The 17,137-nt window shown below is 72.0% G+C and carries 16 protein-coding genes; 9 read left to right on the top strand and 7 right to left on the bottom strand.

Annotation, left to right across the window (positions count from 1 at the left end):
- Nucleotides 1–15: 15 nt before the first annotated feature.
- Together AC0VY3_RS02020 and AC0VY3_RS02025 are read right to left on the bottom strand one after the other, a co-directional pair.
- Nucleotides 16–1,626, bottom strand: a complete 1,611-nt coding sequence (locus tag AC0VY3_RS02020) for a M4 family metallopeptidase (protein WP_475548757.1) — start codon at nucleotides 1,624–1,626, stop codon at nucleotides 16–18.
- Between the two features lie 270 nt (nucleotides 1,627–1,896).
- The gene (locus AC0VY3_RS02025) at nucleotides 1,897–2,472 is read right to left on the bottom strand and encodes a TerD family protein (protein ID WP_103509571.1); all 576 of its coding nucleotides are present in this window, start codon (nucleotides 2,470–2,472) and stop codon (nucleotides 1,897–1,899) included.
- A gap of 192 nt (nucleotides 2,473–2,664) precedes the next feature.
- On the opposite strand from AC0VY3_RS02025, the gene arfB reads away from it, so the two are divergent.
- On the top strand, nucleotides 2,665–3,099 hold the full coding sequence (arfB, locus tag AC0VY3_RS02030) for an alternative ribosome rescue aminoacyl-tRNA hydrolase ArfB (protein ID WP_006125578.1): 435 nt from the start codon (nucleotides 2,665–2,667) through the stop codon (nucleotides 3,097–3,099).
- Between the two features lie 69 nt (nucleotides 3,100–3,168).
- On the opposite strand, the gene AC0VY3_RS02035 is transcribed toward arfB, so the two are convergent.
- Nucleotides 3,169–3,675: a flavin reductase family protein gene (locus AC0VY3_RS02035; protein ID WP_103509569.1), complete on the bottom strand. Its 507-nt coding sequence runs from the start codon at nucleotides 3,673–3,675 to the stop codon at nucleotides 3,169–3,171.
- A 327-nt stretch (nucleotides 3,676–4,002) separates the two neighbouring features.
- Between AC0VY3_RS02035 and cdgB the strand changes: the two genes are divergently transcribed.
- Nucleotides 4,003–5,661 carry a diguanylate cyclase CdgB gene (cdgB, locus tag AC0VY3_RS02040; RefSeq protein ID WP_103509568.1) on the top strand — a complete coding sequence of 553 codons (1,659 nt, stop codon included), beginning with the start codon at nucleotides 4,003–4,005 and terminating at the stop codon, nucleotides 5,659–5,661.
- 144 nt (nucleotides 5,662–5,805) lie between these two features.
- Complete coding sequence (locus AC0VY3_RS02045) at nucleotides 5,806–6,807, top strand: carbohydrate-binding protein (protein ID WP_103509567.1); 1,002 nt, start codon at nucleotides 5,806–5,808, stop codon at nucleotides 6,805–6,807.
- Nucleotides 6,808–6,858: 51 nt separating this feature from the next.
- Here the strand turns inward: AC0VY3_RS02045 and AC0VY3_RS02050 are convergent, their stop codons facing one another.
- The 3 genes from AC0VY3_RS02050 to AC0VY3_RS02060 all read right to left on the bottom strand — a co-directional run bounded on the left by AC0VY3_RS02050 (nucleotide 6,859) and on the right by AC0VY3_RS02060 (nucleotide 10,010).
- Nucleotides 6,859–7,785 (bottom strand): 1-phosphofructokinase family hexose kinase, encoded by a 927-nt coding sequence (locus AC0VY3_RS02050; protein WP_475548758.1) that lies wholly within the window; start codon nucleotides 7,783–7,785, stop codon nucleotides 6,859–6,861.
- 174 nt (nucleotides 7,786–7,959) lie between these two features.
- Nucleotides 7,960–9,117 carry an N-acetylglucosamine-6-phosphate deacetylase gene (gene nagA / locus AC0VY3_RS02055; RefSeq protein ID WP_103508163.1) on the bottom strand — a complete coding sequence of 386 codons (1,158 nt, stop codon included), beginning with the start codon at nucleotides 9,115–9,117 and terminating at the stop codon, nucleotides 7,960–7,962.
- Entirely contained in the window at nucleotides 9,117–10,010 is an 894-nt protein-coding gene (locus tag AC0VY3_RS02060) for an ROK family protein (RefSeq protein ID WP_242742280.1), read from the bottom strand. The genes nagA and AC0VY3_RS02060 overlap by 1 nt, the downstream gene beginning before the upstream one ends.
- Before the next feature lie 431 nt (nucleotides 10,011–10,441).
- Here AC0VY3_RS02060 and AC0VY3_RS02065 point away from each other — a divergent pair, with 431 nt between their 5' ends.
- Nucleotides 10,442–11,719 carry an ABC transporter substrate-binding protein gene (locus AC0VY3_RS02065; protein WP_103508161.1) on the top strand — a complete coding sequence of 426 codons (1,278 nt, stop codon included), beginning with the start codon at nucleotides 10,442–10,444 and terminating at the stop codon, nucleotides 11,717–11,719.
- 44 nt (nucleotides 11,720–11,763) lie between these two features.
- On the top strand, nucleotides 11,764–12,081 hold the full coding sequence (locus AC0VY3_RS02070) for a DUF3263 domain-containing protein (RefSeq protein WP_103508160.1): 318 nt from the start codon (nucleotides 11,764–11,766) through the stop codon (nucleotides 12,079–12,081).
- An 80-nt stretch (nucleotides 12,082–12,161) separates the two neighbouring features.
- Here AC0VY3_RS02070 and AC0VY3_RS02075 read toward each other — a convergent pair whose 3' ends face one another.
- Nucleotides 12,162–12,872 (bottom strand): phosphotransferase, encoded by a 711-nt coding sequence (locus AC0VY3_RS02075; RefSeq protein WP_475548759.1) that lies wholly within the window; start codon nucleotides 12,870–12,872, stop codon nucleotides 12,162–12,164.
- 185 nt (nucleotides 12,873–13,057) lie between these two features.
- Here AC0VY3_RS02075 and AC0VY3_RS02080 point away from each other — a divergent pair, with 185 nt between their 5' ends.
- The 4 genes from AC0VY3_RS02080 to AC0VY3_RS02095 all read left to right on the top strand — a co-directional run bounded on the left by AC0VY3_RS02080 (nucleotide 13,058) and on the right by AC0VY3_RS02095 (nucleotide 17,127).
- Nucleotides 13,058–14,437 carry an alpha-lytic protease prodomain-containing protein gene (locus tag AC0VY3_RS02080; protein ID WP_103508158.1) on the top strand — a complete coding sequence of 460 codons (1,380 nt, stop codon included), beginning with the start codon at nucleotides 13,058–13,060 and terminating at the stop codon, nucleotides 14,435–14,437.
- Nucleotides 14,438–14,586: 149 nt separating this feature from the next.
- Complete coding sequence (locus AC0VY3_RS02085) at nucleotides 14,587–15,459, top strand: dioxygenase family protein (protein ID WP_103508157.1); 873 nt, start codon at nucleotides 14,587–14,589, stop codon at nucleotides 15,457–15,459.
- 171 nt (nucleotides 15,460–15,630) lie between these two features.
- A complete protein-coding gene (locus AC0VY3_RS02090) occupies nucleotides 15,631–16,140 on the top strand; it encodes a SigE family RNA polymerase sigma factor (protein WP_242742217.1) in 510 nt (169 codons plus the stop codon).
- Nucleotides 16,141–16,227: 87 nt separating this feature from the next.
- Nucleotides 16,228–17,127 carry a hypothetical protein gene (locus tag AC0VY3_RS02095; protein WP_475548760.1) on the top strand — a complete coding sequence of 300 codons (900 nt, stop codon included), beginning with the start codon at nucleotides 16,228–16,230 and terminating at the stop codon, nucleotides 17,125–17,127.
- Nucleotides 17,128–17,137 lie beyond the last annotated feature (10 nt).

The raw sequence follows: 17,137 nt of genomic DNA on the forward strand, positions 1-17,137 counted from the left end.
TCCGTACGGCTGGGGTTACTTGACGTTGACCCCGGTCCAGGTGGCCGAGACCGCCTTCAGCTCCTCGCTGTCCGCGCCGAACAGGTCGGTCGCCGCCTTCTCGGTCGCGACGCGCGCGCCCGCGTAGTCGGTGGTGGAGGTCATGTAGACGGAGAGGGCCTTGTACCAGATCTGGTAGGCCTTCTCGCGGCCGATGCCCGTCAGCGTCGAGCCGTCGGCGGTCGGGGAGTCGTAGTCGACGCCGTTGATCGTCTTCTTTCCGCTGCCCTCGGCGAGCAGGTAGAAGAAGTGGTTGGCGACGCCGGAGGAGTAGTGGACGTCGATGTCGCCGAGGTTCTCGTCCCAGTAGTCCGCCGAGCTGCCGTCCTTGCTCGGCTGGTCCATGTAGCGCAGCGGGGTGCCGTCGCCGTTGATGTCGATCTTCTCGCCGATGAGGTAGTCGCCGGCGTCCGATGCGTTGTCGGCGAAGAACTCCACCGAGGCGCCGAGGATGTCGCTGGTCGCCTCGTTGAGGCCGCCGGACTCGCCCGCGTAGTCCAGGTTGGCGGTGGCGGAGGTGAGCCCGTGGGTCATCTCGTGGGCCGCGACGTCGATCGAGGTGAGCGCGTTCTTGTTGCCCTCGCCGTCGCCGTACGTCATGCAGAAGCAGCTGTCGTCCCAGAAGGCGTTGACGTAGGACTCGCCGTAGTGGACCCGGGAGTAGGCGGCCTTGCCGTCGCCCGCGATGCCGTCGCGGCCGAGCGCCGTCTTGTAGAAGTCCCAGGTCTTCGCCGCGCCGTAGTGGGCGTCGACGGCGGCGGTCTGCCGGTCCTCGCCGGTGCCGTCGCCCCAGGTGTCGTCGTCGTCCGTGACGAGGTCGCCGGTGCCGGAGGAGCCCTGGTTCAGGTCGTACGTCTTGTGCCCGCCGCGCTCGTCGTCGGTCAGCTCGAAGCCGGAGCCGGCCTTCGTGGTGGTGAGCTCGACCTCGCCGCTGTACTGGCTGTTGCCGGTGCCGGTCTCGATCGCCTCGTAGCTGTGCAGTTTCTTGCCGGTCGTGGCGTCGGTGATGGTGTGGACGCGGCTGGGCGTGCCGTCCTTCTGCACAGCCGTCCTGACGGTCTCCCAGGCGAGGACGGGCGATCCGCCGCCCGCGTAGATCACCTTGCGGGCGCTCGCCGCGGCCTTCAGCTTCGGCGTCGTCGACGCCACGGCTATCTCCGCCTTCGTCGCCTTGTCCACGCTCTTGAGCGTGCCGTCGGCGGCGGTGTGGGTGACGAGGTCGCCGCCGAGGACGGGCAGGCCGTCGTAGGTGCGCTCGTAGCGGGTGTGGACCGTGCCCGTGGCGTCCTTGACGACGTCGCGGACGATCAGCTTCTCCTGGCCGCCGAGCTTCAGCGCCTTGGCCGCCGAAGAGGCGTCCGCCTGCGCCGACTTGATGGCCGTGGCGCGCTGCGCCGAGGGGTTCACGCCGAGGGCGGCGGCCGTGGAGGGCGTCTTCGCGGTGGTACGGGCGTCGTCGTCGCCGGGTGTGGCGACGGCGGATCCGGCCTGGACACCGGCGACCACCATCGCGGCGACCGCCGCGAGTGCTGCGAGCCGACGGGTGGCGCGGGTACGGGAGTTGTGGGGGGTGGTGTGGAGGTTCATGTGTGTTCTCCGTTGGTCGTCCTGTGGGGGGACTACGAGCGGAGAGCGTGCCATCAAATGAGCGAAGTTGACGGTGTGCCGACAATTGCCTCACATTTTTTTGACCAGTTCTTGTACGAATGGAGTGCTGGGCTGTCCGGTATTCGGTGAAGTGGCGGGTTTTCTCGGTGTGGGGCGGTCCGCCTGGCGGCGGTTCACACAGGCCGGAGCCCCCGGCCACGATCGTGGCCGGGGGCTCCGGTGAAGCCGTTGTGCGCTCGGAGCGACGGGTCAGAGGTTGACGCCGAAGTCCTGGGCGATGCCGCGCAGGCCGGAGGCGTACCCCTGGCCGACCGCGCGGAACTTCCACTCGGCGCCGTTGCGGTAGAGCTCGCCGAAGACCATGGCGGTCTCGGTGGCGGCGTCCTCGCTGAGGTCGTAGCGGGCGATCTCGGCGCCGCCGGCCTGGTTGAGGATGCGGATGAACGCGTTGCGGACCTGGCCGAAGTTCTGGCTGCGGGTCTCGGCGTCGTAGATGGAGACCGGGAAGACGATCTTGTCCACGTCGGCCGGCAGGCCCGCCAGGTTGACGTTGATCTGCTCGTCGTCGCCCTCGCCCTCACCCGTGACGTTGTCACCGGTGTGCACGATGGTCTGGTCCGGCGTCGACTTGTTGTTGAAGAAGACGAAGTGGCCGTCCGAGACGACCTTTCCGCCCGGGTTGACCGCGATCGCCGAGGCGTCGAGGTCGAAGTCGGTGCCGGTGGTGGTGCGGACGTCCCAGCCGAGGCCGACCGTGACGGCGGTAAGGCCCGGTGCCTCCTTGGTGAGCGAGACGTTGCCGCCCTTGGACAGGCTTACTGCCATGGGAAGTCCCTTTCCTCGTCGTGTGCGGGCTTCGTGCCATCACGAAAGCTACCGTCACCCGTCATAACGCAAGCAGCAGACCACGAGGTTCCTCATCGCTTTACTTTCTTTGCCGAACTTCCGGCTTCCGGGTGCACCGGCTCGTACGGCTGTCCCAAAAGAAGGTGACGAACGGGGTGTGGGGAAGGGACCATGGGTGTCATGTCCGGGCCCTATGTCATCCGCGGCTCGGTCTCCCTTCCGGAGGCCGAGCTCATGTGGCGTTTCTCGCGGTCCTCCGGGCCCGGCGGCCAGCACGTCAACACCAGCGACTCCCAGGTGGAGCTGCGCTTCGACCTGGCGGCGACCGACGCGCTGCCCGAGGTGTGGAAGGCGCGGGCGCTGGAGCGGCTCGCGGGCAGGCTGGTGGGCGGGGTGATCTCCGTACGGGCCTCCGAGCACCGCTCCCAGTGGCGCAACCGGGAGACGGCCGCCGTGCGGCTCGCCGCCCTCCTCGCCGAGGCCACGGCGCCGCCGCCCAAGCCCCGGATCAAGCGGAAGATCCCGCGCGGGATCAACGAACGCAGGCTGCGCGAGAAGAAGCAGCGCGGCGACACCAAGCGCGGGCGCTCGGGCCGCGACTGGTAGGCGTCGGCCCGCGACCGGTGACGCCCAGGGCTGGACGTCCCAGGACGGGATGCCCGGGACTGCGCGTCGTCAGCCCAGTTGGCGGTAGCGCCCCTTGAAGTACGTCAGGGGTTCGCCCTCCGCGCTCGGCAGGTTCGCCGTGAGCACCCGGCCGATCACCAGGGTGTGGTCCCCGGCCACCACGCGCTGCTCGGTGCGGCACTCCAGCGTCGCCAGCGCCCCGCCGATCAGCGGTGCGTGCGTCACCTCGCCCCGTACGTACGGGACGTCCTCGAACAGCAGCCGGTCGCTGATCCGGCCCTTCATGGCGAACCGGCCCGCGATGTGCCGCTGGCTCGCGGCCAGCACGGAGACCGCCCACACCGGCTGCTCGTCCAGCAGGTCGTCCATCCGGGAGCCGTTGCGCAGGCTCACCATCACCAGGGGCGGTTCCAGGGACACGGACATGAAGGCGGTCGCCGTCATGCCCACGTCCTCGCCGTGGCCGTCCTCGTCGAGGGGCGGTTCCTGGGCGGTGACCAGCACCACCCCGGCGGCCAGCCGCGCGAGTGCGGCGCGGAACTCGTCGTTGCTCACCCCCTCAGCATGGGGGACGGGCTCGGGACGCGGGGCGGGGGGCTTTGTGTGGAGCACACCCCGACGCTAACCGCGGGTGCCGGGCGGTCGCATCGGGCCAGGGGACCAGGCCGGTCCTAGGACCGGTCGTACGCCCCGGAACGACCGCCGTCGCCGGGAGTCACCGGCAAACCATGATCACCTGTTGTGACTTGAGTCACAGAGTCCATTTTCTGCTGACCCTGTGTACCGGGTGCACAGCTCACTGTGATTCAGTGGCCGTGACACTGCAACAAGTACGTCGATATGAAACCTGGAGTTGCTGTCGAGGTCCCGGGGGTGCGAGCGATGGAGGCCGAGTCGGAGCCGTACGTCCGCCTGGCGACCATGCGGCAGCTGCATCAGGCCGTCGCCGATCTCAACACGGCGCGGAGTCTGGCGGACACGCTCCAGACCGTGGCCGACGGGATCGTCTCGGGCCTCGGCTACGAGCTGGGCTGCGTCAACCTGGTCCGGCCGGACGGCGACCTCGTCATCGCCGCCTTCGCGGGCAACGCCGCCGCCGAGGCCCTGATCACCGGCCGCGTCGGCTCCCGCGAATCCTGGGAGCGCCGGCTCTCCATGGGCGAGGCCTGGGACCAGCTGCGGTTCATCCCGCACACCGAGGGCTGGGTCCTCCTCGACGACGACGTACCGCAGTGGCACACCGAGGGGCCCGAGCCCCGGTTCGAGGACGAGTGGCACCCGCTGGACCGGCTCTACGCCCCGATGTACGCCTCCGCGGGCGGCGGGGACCTCCTCGGGGTCATATCCGTCGACCGGCCGCGCAACGGGCGCCGCCCCGGCGCATGGGGGTGCGAGGCGCTCCAGATGTACGCCTCCCAGGCCGCCATCGCGATCAGCAACGCCCGCCTGCGGGCCAATATGCAGCGCGCCCTGGTCCGCCTGGAGCGGGAGCAGCAGGCGCTGCGGGCCAGCGAGGAGTCCTTCCGGCAGGCCTTCGAGTACGCGCCCAGCGGCATGGCCATCGCCGAGATGGGCGGCGACCAGCAGGGCAGGCTGCTGCGCACCAACGACGCCCTGTGCCGGCTGCTGGGCCGCCCGGCCTCCGTGATGCGCCGCTACTCCTTCGCCGACCTGGTCCATCCCGAGGACATCGGCACCCTGCTGCGCACCTCCGCCGAGGGCGGCCGGGCCGAACTGCGCCTCAGCCGCCGGGACGGCACCTATCTCTGGGTCTCGCTGCGCAACTCCGTCGTCGCGGACACCGCCGACGGGCCGCGCTTCCTGCTCACCCATGTCGAGGACATCGAGGAGCGCAAGCGCCACGAGCTGAACCTCGCCCACCGTGCCTCGCACGACGCGCTGACCGGGCTGCCCAACAGCGCCGAGCTGAAGTCGCGGCTCAGCGCCCGGATCTGCGAGCGACCGCACTCCTCCCCGGCCGCGACCGCGATCGAGGCGCTGGACGCGGCGTACGGAGACGTCGAGTCGTCCCTGACCCACGGCTACCAGCCCGACGGCTACGAGGGCGAGGCGATCCCCGGCGGCGGGCCCTTCGACCACCATGTGCACACGGCGGCCCCGGATCCGGCGCACGACGACGGGACGAAGGGGCTCGCGGTCCTCTTCTGCGACCTCGACGGCTTCAAGTCCATCAACGACCGCTTCGGGCACCACACGGGCGACGCCGTGCTGATCGAGGTCGCCCGGCGGCTGAGCGCCTGTGTGCGGGACGGCGACACCGTCGCCCGGCTCGGAGGTGACGAATTCGTCGTCCTCGCCGACGGCCTCGGGGCGGCGGACGCCGCTGACCTGGCCGTTCGCCTGAGAAATGCCATCATTCCGCCCATAAGGGTCGACGGCCGGGCGGTCCGGGTCGGAGCGAGTTTCGGCATCGGCTGGGCCGAGTGCGGAATGACCGTGGAAGAGGTCCTGCGCTCCGCCGACCAGCGGATGTACGTCGAAAAGCGGTCCCGGTCGAAGGTTCACCGCCGGGCCGGATGACGTTCACGACCCGTTTCTCCCCCTACCCCGTACCCGTTCCCCGGCGGCCGTCCGGGTCGGTGAGCGCAATTCGGGGCCTGCTCCGTTCGAGGTAGGCTCGGCCGGTCGGCGACGGCTGGCGACATGGTGAGGAGTGACCCAGGGATGACGGCCGGAAACAACGGCGCGAGCAAGCCCGAGGACGACGATCCGTTCGGCTATCTGTACGCGGACGGACAGGCGGCAGGCGCCCAGGCGCCCGGCCAGGGCGGTTACGGCTACCCGGGTCCGGCCGCCCAGCCGGGCGTGCCCAGAACGTCCTACAACCAGGTGCGTGCCGTCGGTGAGCGCCAGTACGGCCAGCAGCAGGTGCCGCAGCAGCAGGGCGGCTACGGCTACCCGCCCCAGCAGAGTTACGGCCAGCCCGCGCAGCAGTACAACCGGCCGAACCCGCAGTACGCGGCCCCCGAGACCTACCCCGGCGGGGCGTCCCCCGGGCAGCCCCCGGCGCAGAGCGGTCACGGCGGCGGCCCGGGCCGCGGCGGTCCGAACACGAAGGCGCTCCTGATCGCGGCGGTCGCCGTGGTCGCGGTCGTCCTCATCGGCATCGGCGCCGCCCTGCTCACGGGCGACGACGGCGACAAGGACGACAAGAAGGACGAGGCGTCCTCCTCGCAGGGCCCGGCGGGCCAGGTCGAGGAGTCCAAGAAGCCGGACAAGAAGCCCGAGGAGACCCCCAAGCCGGTCGAGCTGCCGAAGCAGGACGCGGCGACGCTGACGCTGGGCGGCACGGCGGCCCTGGACTCCACGGTCAAGGGCGCCAAGGGCGCGAACGGCAACTACATCAACCTGAACGAGGTCGGCCGCTCGGCCACCTGGACGGTCGAGGTTCCGGAGGCCGGCGCGTACACCCTGTACGTGACCTACGGGGTGCCCGGCAAGGACGCGAAGACGACCCTGACGGTCAACGCGCAGGAGCCGCGCTCCATCAACATGAAGAACTTCGCGAACGCCGAAGAGGGCGACCTGGAGAAGGGCTGGACGAACACCTACGCGTACGTCCAGCTCGACAAGGGCGCCAACACCCTCAAGCTGTCCTGCGAGGAAGGCGACAAGTGCGACGCCAACCTCGACCAGCTGGAGCTGAAGGCCGGCCACATCAAGTAGAACGGCCGGCCGGCACCGCTCGTACGGACGCCCTGATCACCGCCCGGGTGGTCAGGGCGTCGGCGTGTGCGGCTCCACCGTGACGCGCGGCAGCAGTTCCGCGTAGGCCGCCGCGTCGAACTCGCCCGCCGTCGGCGCCAGCACCGTCGCCGTCGACAGGGCCACCGCCCGGGCCAGCCGCTGCGGCCAGTCGAGGCCCCCGGCCAGGGCGGAGAGCAGCCCGGCCACCGCCGAGTCGCCCGCGCCGGTCGGGTTGCCGCGTACGGGGGCGGGCGGGGCGGCCCGCCAGACGCCGTCCGGGGTGACGGCGAGGACGCCCTCCGGGCCGAGCGACGCGACCACGGCGTGCGCCCCGCGACGGCGGGCGTCGCCCGCCGCGCGCAGCGGTTCGCGGAAGCCGGTCAGCCGGGCCAGCTCCTCCGCGTTCGGCTTGACCAGGTCGGGGCGGGCGGCGACGCCCCGGCGCAGCGGTTCGCCGCTGGTGTCCAGGAGCACGGGCACGGCGGCGGCGCGGGCGATCCGGACCAGATCGGCGTACGCCCCGACATGGATGCCGGGCGGCAGGGAGCCGCAGAGCGCGACCGCTTCGGCCCCGGCGACCAGCTCCTCGTACGTCCGCAGGAAGGCGGCCCATTCGGCGGGGCTCACCTGCGGGCCGGGCTCGTTGAGCTGGGTGGTGTCGCCGGTCGAGCGGTCGGTGACCGCCAGGGTGCGGCGGGTGTTCCCGGCGACCTGCACGAGGGCGTCGCGCGGCGGGAGCGGGGCGAGGAGGTCGCGCAGGACGGTTCCGGTCGCTCCGCCGACGAAGCCGGTGACGACGGTGTCGTGGCCCAGCGCCCCGAGCACCCGGGCGACGTTGAGGCCCTTGCCGCCGGGGCGTTCGGCGACCTCGCCGACGCGGTGGCTGCCGTGCGGGACGAGCGCGTCGACGGTGTACGTCACGTCGAGCGCCGTGTTCAGAGTGACGGTCAGGATCATCTCTGCCGGCCCCTCCCTCGGTGCGGGGCCCCAGCGGTGTCGGCCCCAGCGGTGCGTGCGCCCGGCTTGTGGCGCGCGATCCCGATGATCATGTCAAAGCGGTGGCGGTCGGCCCAGTCCCGCGGGCCGACCGCCACCGCTTCGTTACGTGCCCCGTTCGGCCGGCGGCCGGCCTCAGACCGTCTTCGGCTCGATGATCCACTCGCCCCGGCGCATGACGCCCTTGAGGACGAAGTCCTCGTCGAGGACGACCAGGTCGGCGTCCTTGCCCGGGTCCAGCGAACCGACCCGGTCGTAGACGCCGAGCAGCCGGGCCGGGTTGGCGGAGATGGACCGGACGACGTCCTCGACGGGGATCTCGTCGAGGGTGACGGCCCGGCGGAACGCGTTGTCCAGGGTGAGCGTGGAGCCGGCGATCGAGCCGCCCTCCACCAGCCGGGCCACCCCGTCGGTGACCTCGACCGCGAGCGGGCCGAGCTGGTACTCGCCGTCGCCGAAGCCGGCCGCGTCCATCGCGTCGGTGATCAGCGCGACGCGGCCCGCGCCCTTGTGGCGGTAGGCCAGCTCCAGGACGGCCGGGTGCAGGTGCGTGCCGTCGTTGATCAGCTCGACGGTGATCCGGTCGTCCTCCAGCAGCGCGGCGATCGGGCCGGGCTCGCGGTGGGCGAGCGGTGGCATCGCGTTGAACAGATGCGTGGCGACGGTCGCGCCCGCGTCGATGGCCTCGACGGTCTGCTCGTACGTCGCGTCCGTGTGGCCGATCGCGGCGATGACCCCGTGCTCGGCGAGGAGCCGCACCGAGTCGATGCCGCCGGGCAGTTCGGTGGCGAGGGTGAACATCCGGGCGGTGCCGCGCGCGGCGTCCAGCAGCTTGCGGACCTCGGCCGGGTCCGGGTCGCGCAGCAGCTCCTCGCTGTGGGCGCCCTTGCGGCACGGCGAGATGAAGGGGCCCTCGAAGTGGATCCCGGCCAGGTCGCCCTGCTCGACCAGCTCGGACAGGACCCCCGCGCGCCGGGCGAGGAAGTCCATCTCGCCGGTGACGGTGGAGGCGACCATCGTGGTGGTGCCGTGCTCGCGGTGCGTACGAATGCCGGTGAGCACCTCGTCCACGGTGCCCGAGGTGAAGGACGCCCCGCCGCCGCCGTGGTTGTGCATGTCCACGAAGCCGGGGACCACCCAGTGGCCGCCGAGATCGATGGTCCGGGCGCCCTCCGGTGCGGTACCGGCGATCCGGGTTCCCTCGACGGTCACCCGGCCGTCCTCGACGGTGCCGGTGGGGAGCACCACCCGGGCGCCGGCGAGAACGGTGCTGTCTGCTGCGCGTCCGGCCATCAGGCGGAAACCTCCGTGGAGAGTAGATCCCAGGCGAGCAGCCCCGCGCCCAGGCATCCGGCGGTGTCCCCGAGGGCCGCCGGGACGATGTGGGGCAGCTTCTGGAACGTGATCCGTTCCTCGACGGCCGCACGCAGTGGTGTGAACAAGGTTTCCCCGGCTTCGGCGAGACCGCCACCGATGATGAGCGTGCCGGGGTCGAGGAGGGTGAGCGCGGTGACGAGGCCGGCGGCGAGCGCGTCGATCGCGTCCTGCCAGACCCGGATCGCCGCCGGGTCGCCGGACTCGACGGCCTTCGCGCAGTCCGCGGCGTCCGCACCGGGGTCGCCGGAGGCGGCGGCCCAGGCCCGGGTCACCGCGGCGGCGGAGGCCAGCGTCTCCAGACAGCCGCGCTGGCCGCAGCCGCAGTCGGGGCCGTCCGGGCGGACCACGATGTGGCCGATCTCGCCCGCGTACCCGTGGGCGCCCGCCTCGATGACGCCCGCGATGCCGATGGCCCCGGCGATCCCGGTGCCCAGCGGGACGAACAGGAAGCGGTCCGCGCCGTGACCGGCCCCGATCCGGCCCTCGGCGAGCCCGCCGGTGCGGACGTCGTGGCCGAGGGCGACCGGGATGGCGCCCAGCCGCTCGGAGAGCAGGGCGCGCAGCGGTACGTCGCGCCAGCCCAGGTTCGCGGCGTACACCGCGATGCCCTTCTCGGCGTCGACGATGCCGGGCACGGCGACCCCGGCGGCGACGGCGCTCTCGCCGAGGTGCTCCTCGCCGTGGGCGCGCAGCTCCGCCGCGAACGCGAGGATCGACTCGACGACCGCGTCGGCGCCGCGCTCCCGGCCGGTGGCCCGCCGCGCCTCGTGGAGGAGGGTGCCGTCGGTCCCGACCAGTGCGGCCTTCATTCCGGTGCCGCCCACATCGAGGGCGATGACATGTCTCACGGAAGACAGTTTCGCCCGCCGACCCCCAAAAGGTCTAGTCCACTAGCGCGGTTTGTTGCGGACGCATACAAAATGATGAACGCGTGAAGGTGGACCCTTTTGTGCCGTAAAGCGACTAATGGGCAACCCGGATCGGGGGAATCCGGACCAAAGGTCTGGACCAAGATACGGGGTGGGGGGTCCCGACTGCCAGTACCCGCACGCCAGTTGTGGCCCCCGAGGCCGGTATACGTTGCCGAAGCGATACTCCGGTGGTGTAGACCGCCGGTTCGGCAATGGGGGAAAATCGCAGTTCGTCCGGACGGTGTCGGACTGGGGGCAGTGCTGCGGCCGGACAGGGGGCCGTCGGCGACGCCGACGCACCGTCCGCGCGATGGCTGAAATCAATGAGGATGGGCGAGGCTGTGCAGCGGCGCTTTTTGGGTCTGACCGCGGTGGTGGCCGCGCTGGGAATGACGGCAACGTTGTCGGGCTGCGGCGGTGACACCGGCTCGGGCGACGTCACGCTCAAGCTGGTCGCCGCGGACTACGGCACCGGGCCGGAGAACAGCTCCGAGAAGTACTGGAGCGGGGTCGCGTCGGGCTTCGAGAAGGAGCACCCCGGCATCAAGGTCGATGTCACCGTCCTGTCGTGGAAGGACGTCGACCGCGAGGTCGCCGAGATGGTCAAGGCGGGCAACGCCCCGGACATCGCCCAGATCGGCGCGTACGCGGACTACGCCAAGGCGGGCAAGCTCTACACCGCCGACGAGACGCTCGCCATCCGCACCGCGGCGAACTTCCTTCCAAGGCTCACCGACGCGGGCAAGGTCGACGGCACGCTCTACGGCCTGCCCTTCGTCGCCAGCACCCGGCTGCTCTTCTACAACCAGAAGCTCTTCGACCAGGCCGGCCTCGACGCCCCCGAGACCTGGGACGACATCCGGAGCGACGCCACCGCGCTCAAGGCGAAGGGCGTCGACTACCCCTTCGCGCTGCCGCTCGGCCAGGAGGAGGCCCAGGCCGAGACCCTGATGTGGCTGCTCAGCGGCAACGGCGGCTACACCGACGACGTCGGCTCCTACGACATCGACTCGGCCGAGAACGTCGCCACGTTCCGCTGGCTGCGGGACAACCTCGTCGGCAAGGGCCTCACCGGGCCGGTCGAGCCCGGCAAGCTGGACCGGGCGAAGGCGTTCGAGGCGTTCTCCGAGGGCAAGGTCGGCATGCTCAACGGCCACCCCACCCTGATGGACGAGGCCGAGGCCAAGGGCGTCAAGGTCGGCATGGTGCCGCTGCCCGGTTCCGAGGGCCCGACCAAGGGCTCCATGGGCGTCGCCGACTGGATGATGGGCTTCAAGCAGAACGGCCACCGCAAGGAGATCGGCACGTTCCTCGACTACGTCTACTCCGACGAGAACGTGCTGGAGTTCGCCGAGGAGTACGACCTGCTCCCGGTGACCGGCAGCGCCTCCGCCGCGATGGAGACCGACAAGAAGCACAAGAAGCTGCACGAGTTCCTGGCCGCGCTGCCCAACTCGACGCTGCCTCCGTTCGGCAAGACGTCCTGGGCCACCGTCAGCGACGCGATCAAGAAGAAGATCGGCGGCGCGGTCGCTCCGGGCAGCAACCCCGAGAGCATCCTCGGGGAGATAGCCGCCGAGGCCACGCGGGCCGAGGCCGCCGAGTAGCGGCCTGGCGGCCGGTGTCGGGGGTGGGCGTTAGGTTGGTTGATATGACCGCCTTCGACCCTGCCCCCGACCCCGAGCAGCCCGATTCCCCGGCCGTGGGTTCTCCGGCCGGGGATTCCTCCGCCGTGCCCGGTGCGGACGAGCTGTCCGTACGGGAGCGGGCGCTGCTGGCCCTGGAGCGGCGGTCCTGGGCGGGGCCCGGGGCGAAGGAGCGGGCGATCCGGGAGGAGCTGGGGATGTCGCCGGTGCGGTACTTCCAGCTCCTCAACGCGCTGATCGAGGACGAGCGGGCGCTGCGGGAGGATCCGGTCACGGTGAACCGGTTGCGGCGGGTGCGGGACGCGCGGCGCGGGCGGCGCTGACCGGCGGCTTTTCGGGGGCTCCGCCCCCCCGGACCCCCGCTCCTCGATCGCCGGAGGGGCTTGAAGTGCGGGCCCGCTTCTCAAGTGCCGGAAGGTTTTGAGGAGTCGGAAGGGCTTGAGGAGTCGAGCACCAGGTCCACCGCCCGGCCCAGGCGGCCGCGTTCGGCGTCGGTCAGGTGCGGGTTCTGCTGCTGACGGGTGCGGGCCAGGGCCAGGTCGGCGTCCGACGCGCCGCCGGCGTCGGAGAGTTCGGCCAGGAGCGCCGCCAGCAGCGGCCGTACGTCCGCCCCGGCCGGGAGCGACGGGTCGAGCGCGATCCGGGCCAGGGTCAGCGCCGACATCGCGCGGTCGAGGCCGGGCGGCCCCTCCGCCGCGGTGGACCAGTCGATCACCACCGCGCCCCCCGCCGTCAGCACCACGTTCTCCGGATGCAGGTCCAGGTGGAGCACACAGTCCTCCGGGTTCGCCGAGACCCGGGGCGGTATGGCGTGCAGGTCACGCAGCAGCCGGGCGAGCAGCGCACCCGCCTCGGCCGCCCCCACCCGCCCCGCCAGCAGGGCCTCGGCCAGGGTCGGGCCGGTCAGCCGCTGCAGCACCAGATCCGTGGGGCGGGCGCCCTCGGCGGGCGGGCCGATGCGCGGTACGGGAAACCCGAAGGCGCCCACGTACGACATCACGGCCAGCTCCGCCGTGGTGTCGGTGCGGTCCCGGTAGCGGCGAAGGACCCAGGAGCCGTCGAGTGCGTACACGTCGGCGGTGCGTCCCGAGCCCAGAAGTTGCCCTGTGTGCATGAGGGCGAACCTACCCGGGCGCCCCGCCGAAAGGGAGACGGCTTCCGGCTTCGCCCCATAACGCGGAGGGAGGGGGGTGAACGGGATCTCCTGCGCCGGGTGTCGCCGCCGCTACGGTTTCGGCAATTCCCTGGTCCGGACCAACCCCCACCGGACCCGGACACCCCTGAACCAAGGAGAGTTACGTGGAGAGAACCACGCTCCGCAGACGCGCCCTCGTCGCCGGCACCGCCACGGTGGCCGTGGGCGCGCTCGCCCTCGCCGGGCTGACCGGCGTGGCGTCCGCCGGTCCCTCGGGCACCACCGCCCCGCCGGTCTCCGCCGACAGCCTGTCGCCCGGACTGCTGTCCGCCATGGAGCGCGACCTCGGCCTGGACGCGGACGACGCGCGCAGCCGGATAGCCAACGAGTACCGCGCCGCCGCCGTCGCCGCCGGTCTGGAGAAGTCCCTCGGCGCCAGCTACGCCGGAGCCCGGGTCAGCGGTGCGAAGGCGGCCCTGACCGTCGCCACCACCGACGCCTCCCAGACCGCCCGGATCACCGAGGCCGGGGCGAAGGCCGAGGTCGTCGGCCACAGCCTGGACCGGCTCGAAGGGGTCAAGGAGGCCCTCGACAGGGTCGCGCTGCGCAAGGCCCCGAAGGACGTGCCCGTCTGGTACGTCGACGTCGAGGCCAACCGGGTCGTCGTGAACGCCGCGAGCACCGCCGCCGGAACGGCGTTCCTCAAGGCGGCCGGGGTCGACAGCGCACTCGTCACCGTCGCCCGCTCCGCCGAGAAGCCCCGCACCTTCGCCGACCTCCGGGGCGGCGACGCGTACTACATGAACGGCTCCGGCCGCTGTTCCATCGGCTTCTCCGTCAAGCGCGGCACCCAGAACGGCTTCGCCACCGCGGGCCACTGCGGCCGGGTCGGCACCACCACCAACGGCTTCAACCAGCAGGCCCAGGGCACCTTCCAGGGCTCCACCTTCCCCGGCCGCGACTACGCCTGGGTCGCCACCAACGCCAACTGGACGCCGCGCCCGACGGTCAACGGCTACGGGCGGGGCGACGTCACCGTCGCCGGATCCACCGCGGCCGTCGTCGGCGCCTCGGTCTGCCGCTCCGGCTCCACCACGGGCTGGCACTGCGGCACCATCCAGCAGCTCAACACCAGCGTCACCTACCCGGAGGGCACCATCTCCGGCGTGACCCGCACCAGCGTCTGCGCGGAGCCGGGCGACTCCGGCGGCTCGTACATCTCCGGCAATCAGGCGCAGGGCGTCACCTCCGGAGGCTCGGGCAACTGCTCGTCCGGCGGTACGACGTACTTCCAGCCGCTCAACCCGCTGCTCCAGGCGTACGGGCTGACCCTGGTCACCAGCGGTACTCCCACCGACCCGCCCACCACGCCGCCGACCGACCCGCCCACCGACCCGCCGGGCGGCACCTGGGCGGCCGGCACCGCGTACCCCGTGGGAGCCACGGTGACGTACGGCGGAGCGACCTACCGCTGCCTCCAGGCGCACACGGCCCAGCCCGGCTGGACCCCCGCGGCCGTTCCGGCGCTCTGGCAGCGGATCTGACCGCCGCCGCCCCGGCCGCCCGTACGGGTGTCGGTCACCGACACCCGTACCCGGGCCGGCCACCGGCCGTCCCGCGTCACCGAACCTCCTGAACCTCCGCCTCCCGCCTCCCCGCGCCGAGGCCCACCGAGGACTCCGAGGAAAACGTCATGACCCCGCAAACGGACAACGCGACCCCCCACGACCCGAACGCGTCCGACGCGGCGTCGGGCGACCGGCGGCGGATCAGCCGCAAAGGTCTCCTGAAGGCCGCGCTCGTCGCGAGCGCCGCGCCCCTGCTCGCCGGTGGAGGCGTCGCCCTCGCCCGGGACGCCGCCGCCACCGGGAACGGGCCACTGGCCCCGACCCCGGAGTGCGACGACGGCGACGACACGACGCCGCCGCAGATGGAGGGGCCGTACTTCAAGCCCAACTCGCCGCGCCGCACCAGCCTGGTGACCCCGGGCACCCCCGGCATACCGCTCACCGTGAGCGGCTATGTCTTCGGCCGGGCCTGCCGGCCCATCTCCGGGGCACTGCTCGACTTCTGGCAGGCGGACACCAACGGGGCGTACGACATGGCCCGGTTCGCCTTTCGCGGTCACCAGTTCACCGGAACGGACGGGTCGTTCAGCCTCACCACGATCGTGCCGGGCCTCTACCCGGGCCGGACGCGCCACATCCATGTGAAGGCGCAGGCGCCCGGCGGCCGCATCCTCACCACCCAGCTGTACTTCCCGGACGAGCCGCGCAACAACACCGACGCCCTGTTCGACCCGGAGCTGCTGATGAACGTCCGCAGCGTCGGGAACGGGCGCCAGGGCACCTTCGACTTCGTCCTGGACGTCGCCCAGACGCCCGGCCCGACCGATCCGCCCACCGACCCGCCCACCGAGCCGGGGACCAGCTGGGCCTCCGGCACCTCCTACCGCGCGGGCGACCGCGTGACCTACGGCGGGGTCGCCTACCGCTGTCTGCAGGCACACCAGGCCATCTCGGGCTGGGAGCCGCCGAACGTCCCCGCGTTGTGGGAACGCGGGTAGACGAGGAACAGCGAGCGCGCACCACCGCCCGCGCCCCGTTCACGCCGTCCGGCGCGTGAACGGGGCGCTTCTCCGTGCCGGAAAGTTTTCCCGGACCGTCCGAAACATTTGCCCGGCCCCGTCGCGTCATACAGGTGGAAGGGCGGAACGGATGGACGGACGGGGGAGGGCATGAGGGCGTCGCGCACCGAGGAGTACCGGGTGTTCGCGGCCGGCCGGGCCGGCCATCTGTTCCGCTCGGCCTGCCTGCTGACCAGTGGCGATGTGCACCTCGCCGAGGATCTGGTGCAGGAGACGCTGAGCCGGATGTACGTGTTGTGGGGCCGGGCCCGCCGGATCGACAACCCGGCGGCGTACGCGCAGACCGTGCTCGTGCGGACCTTTCTGACCCACCGGCGACGGCGCTCCGCGAGCGAACGCCCGCTGGCCGAACTGCCCGACGGCGCTCCGGTGGACCCCGACGACCCGGCACTGCGGATGACGCTGCTCCAGGCCCTCTCCCAACTGGCGCCCAAGGACCGCGCGGTCGTGGTGCTGCGGTATTGGGAGGACCGGAGCATCGAGGAGACCGCCGTCGCCCTCCAGGTCAGCCCCGCTGCCGTACGGACCCGCTGTGTGCGGGCGCTCGGGCGGCTTCGGGAGCACCTGGGCGGCAGCATCGCGGAGTTCGCCGCCCGCTGACCTTCCGGCGGCCTTCGCCGCCCGCCTTACCGGCCCCGACGGGCCGTCAACTGTCGAGCAGACCCGAGTGAGAAGTGGTGGTTCCCCATGCCCAGCGAAGACGAGCTGCCGTTCGAGGACGGCCTCGGTACGGAGCTCCGCCGTGCCGGAGAGACCTTCGAGCTGTCCGGCCGTGCCGCCCTGGTGGACGGCGCGCTGGAAAAGGGCCGGCGCACCGTGCGCCGCCGCCGGGCCGCCGCCGTGGCCGGAAGCGTGCTGACCCTCGCCCTCATCGGCGGCGGGGTCACCTTCGCCACCGGGCAGCTGCGCGCTTCCGGCGACGGGGCGGACGTCGCGAGCAGCGGCCCGATCGCGTCGACGGCCACCCCCACGGCCGCGTCCACGGACGCCGCCGCACCCACACCGACGGCCGCGCCCACCGACGCCGCGACGGCCGACCCCTCGCCCTCGGACCCACCGGCGGCCACCTCCACCGTCACGGGCGGTTCGCGCACCGGCGAGCCCTCGCCGGACCCGGCCTCGCGCGGGACGCACGACGCCGGGACCCCGGCGCCGCCGCTCGACTACACGCTGCTGATGCCGACCTTCCGCGCCCTGCTGCCCGAGGGGCTGACCGTGAGCGACGAGACGGACGGCGGCGGCGAGTTCGCCTCGGTCGTCGTCGACGACGGCAAGGGCCGTTCCCTCGTGCAGATCAATGTGCAGCAGGACATGCGGGACGTCGCCGACAACCTGTACCGCGACGCGACCACCCGGCCCGACGGCACCCTGCTCGCCACCTCGAAGACGCCCGGTGAGAAGGGCGGCGCGGGGGTCGTCATGTGGACGGCCGACTCCCTGCGCCCCGACGGCATGCGGGTCGTCGTCTCGGCCTTCAACTCCGGCGAGCAGTCGAGCCCCGCCACCCGTCCGGAGCCCGCGCTCACCATGGACCAGCTCATCGCCCTGGTGGTCAGCCCGGAATGGCCGAAGCTCCAGCAGCGGTAGCCGCACCACC

The sequence above is a fragment of the Streptomyces sp. iso_384 genome, assembly GCF_056172905.1.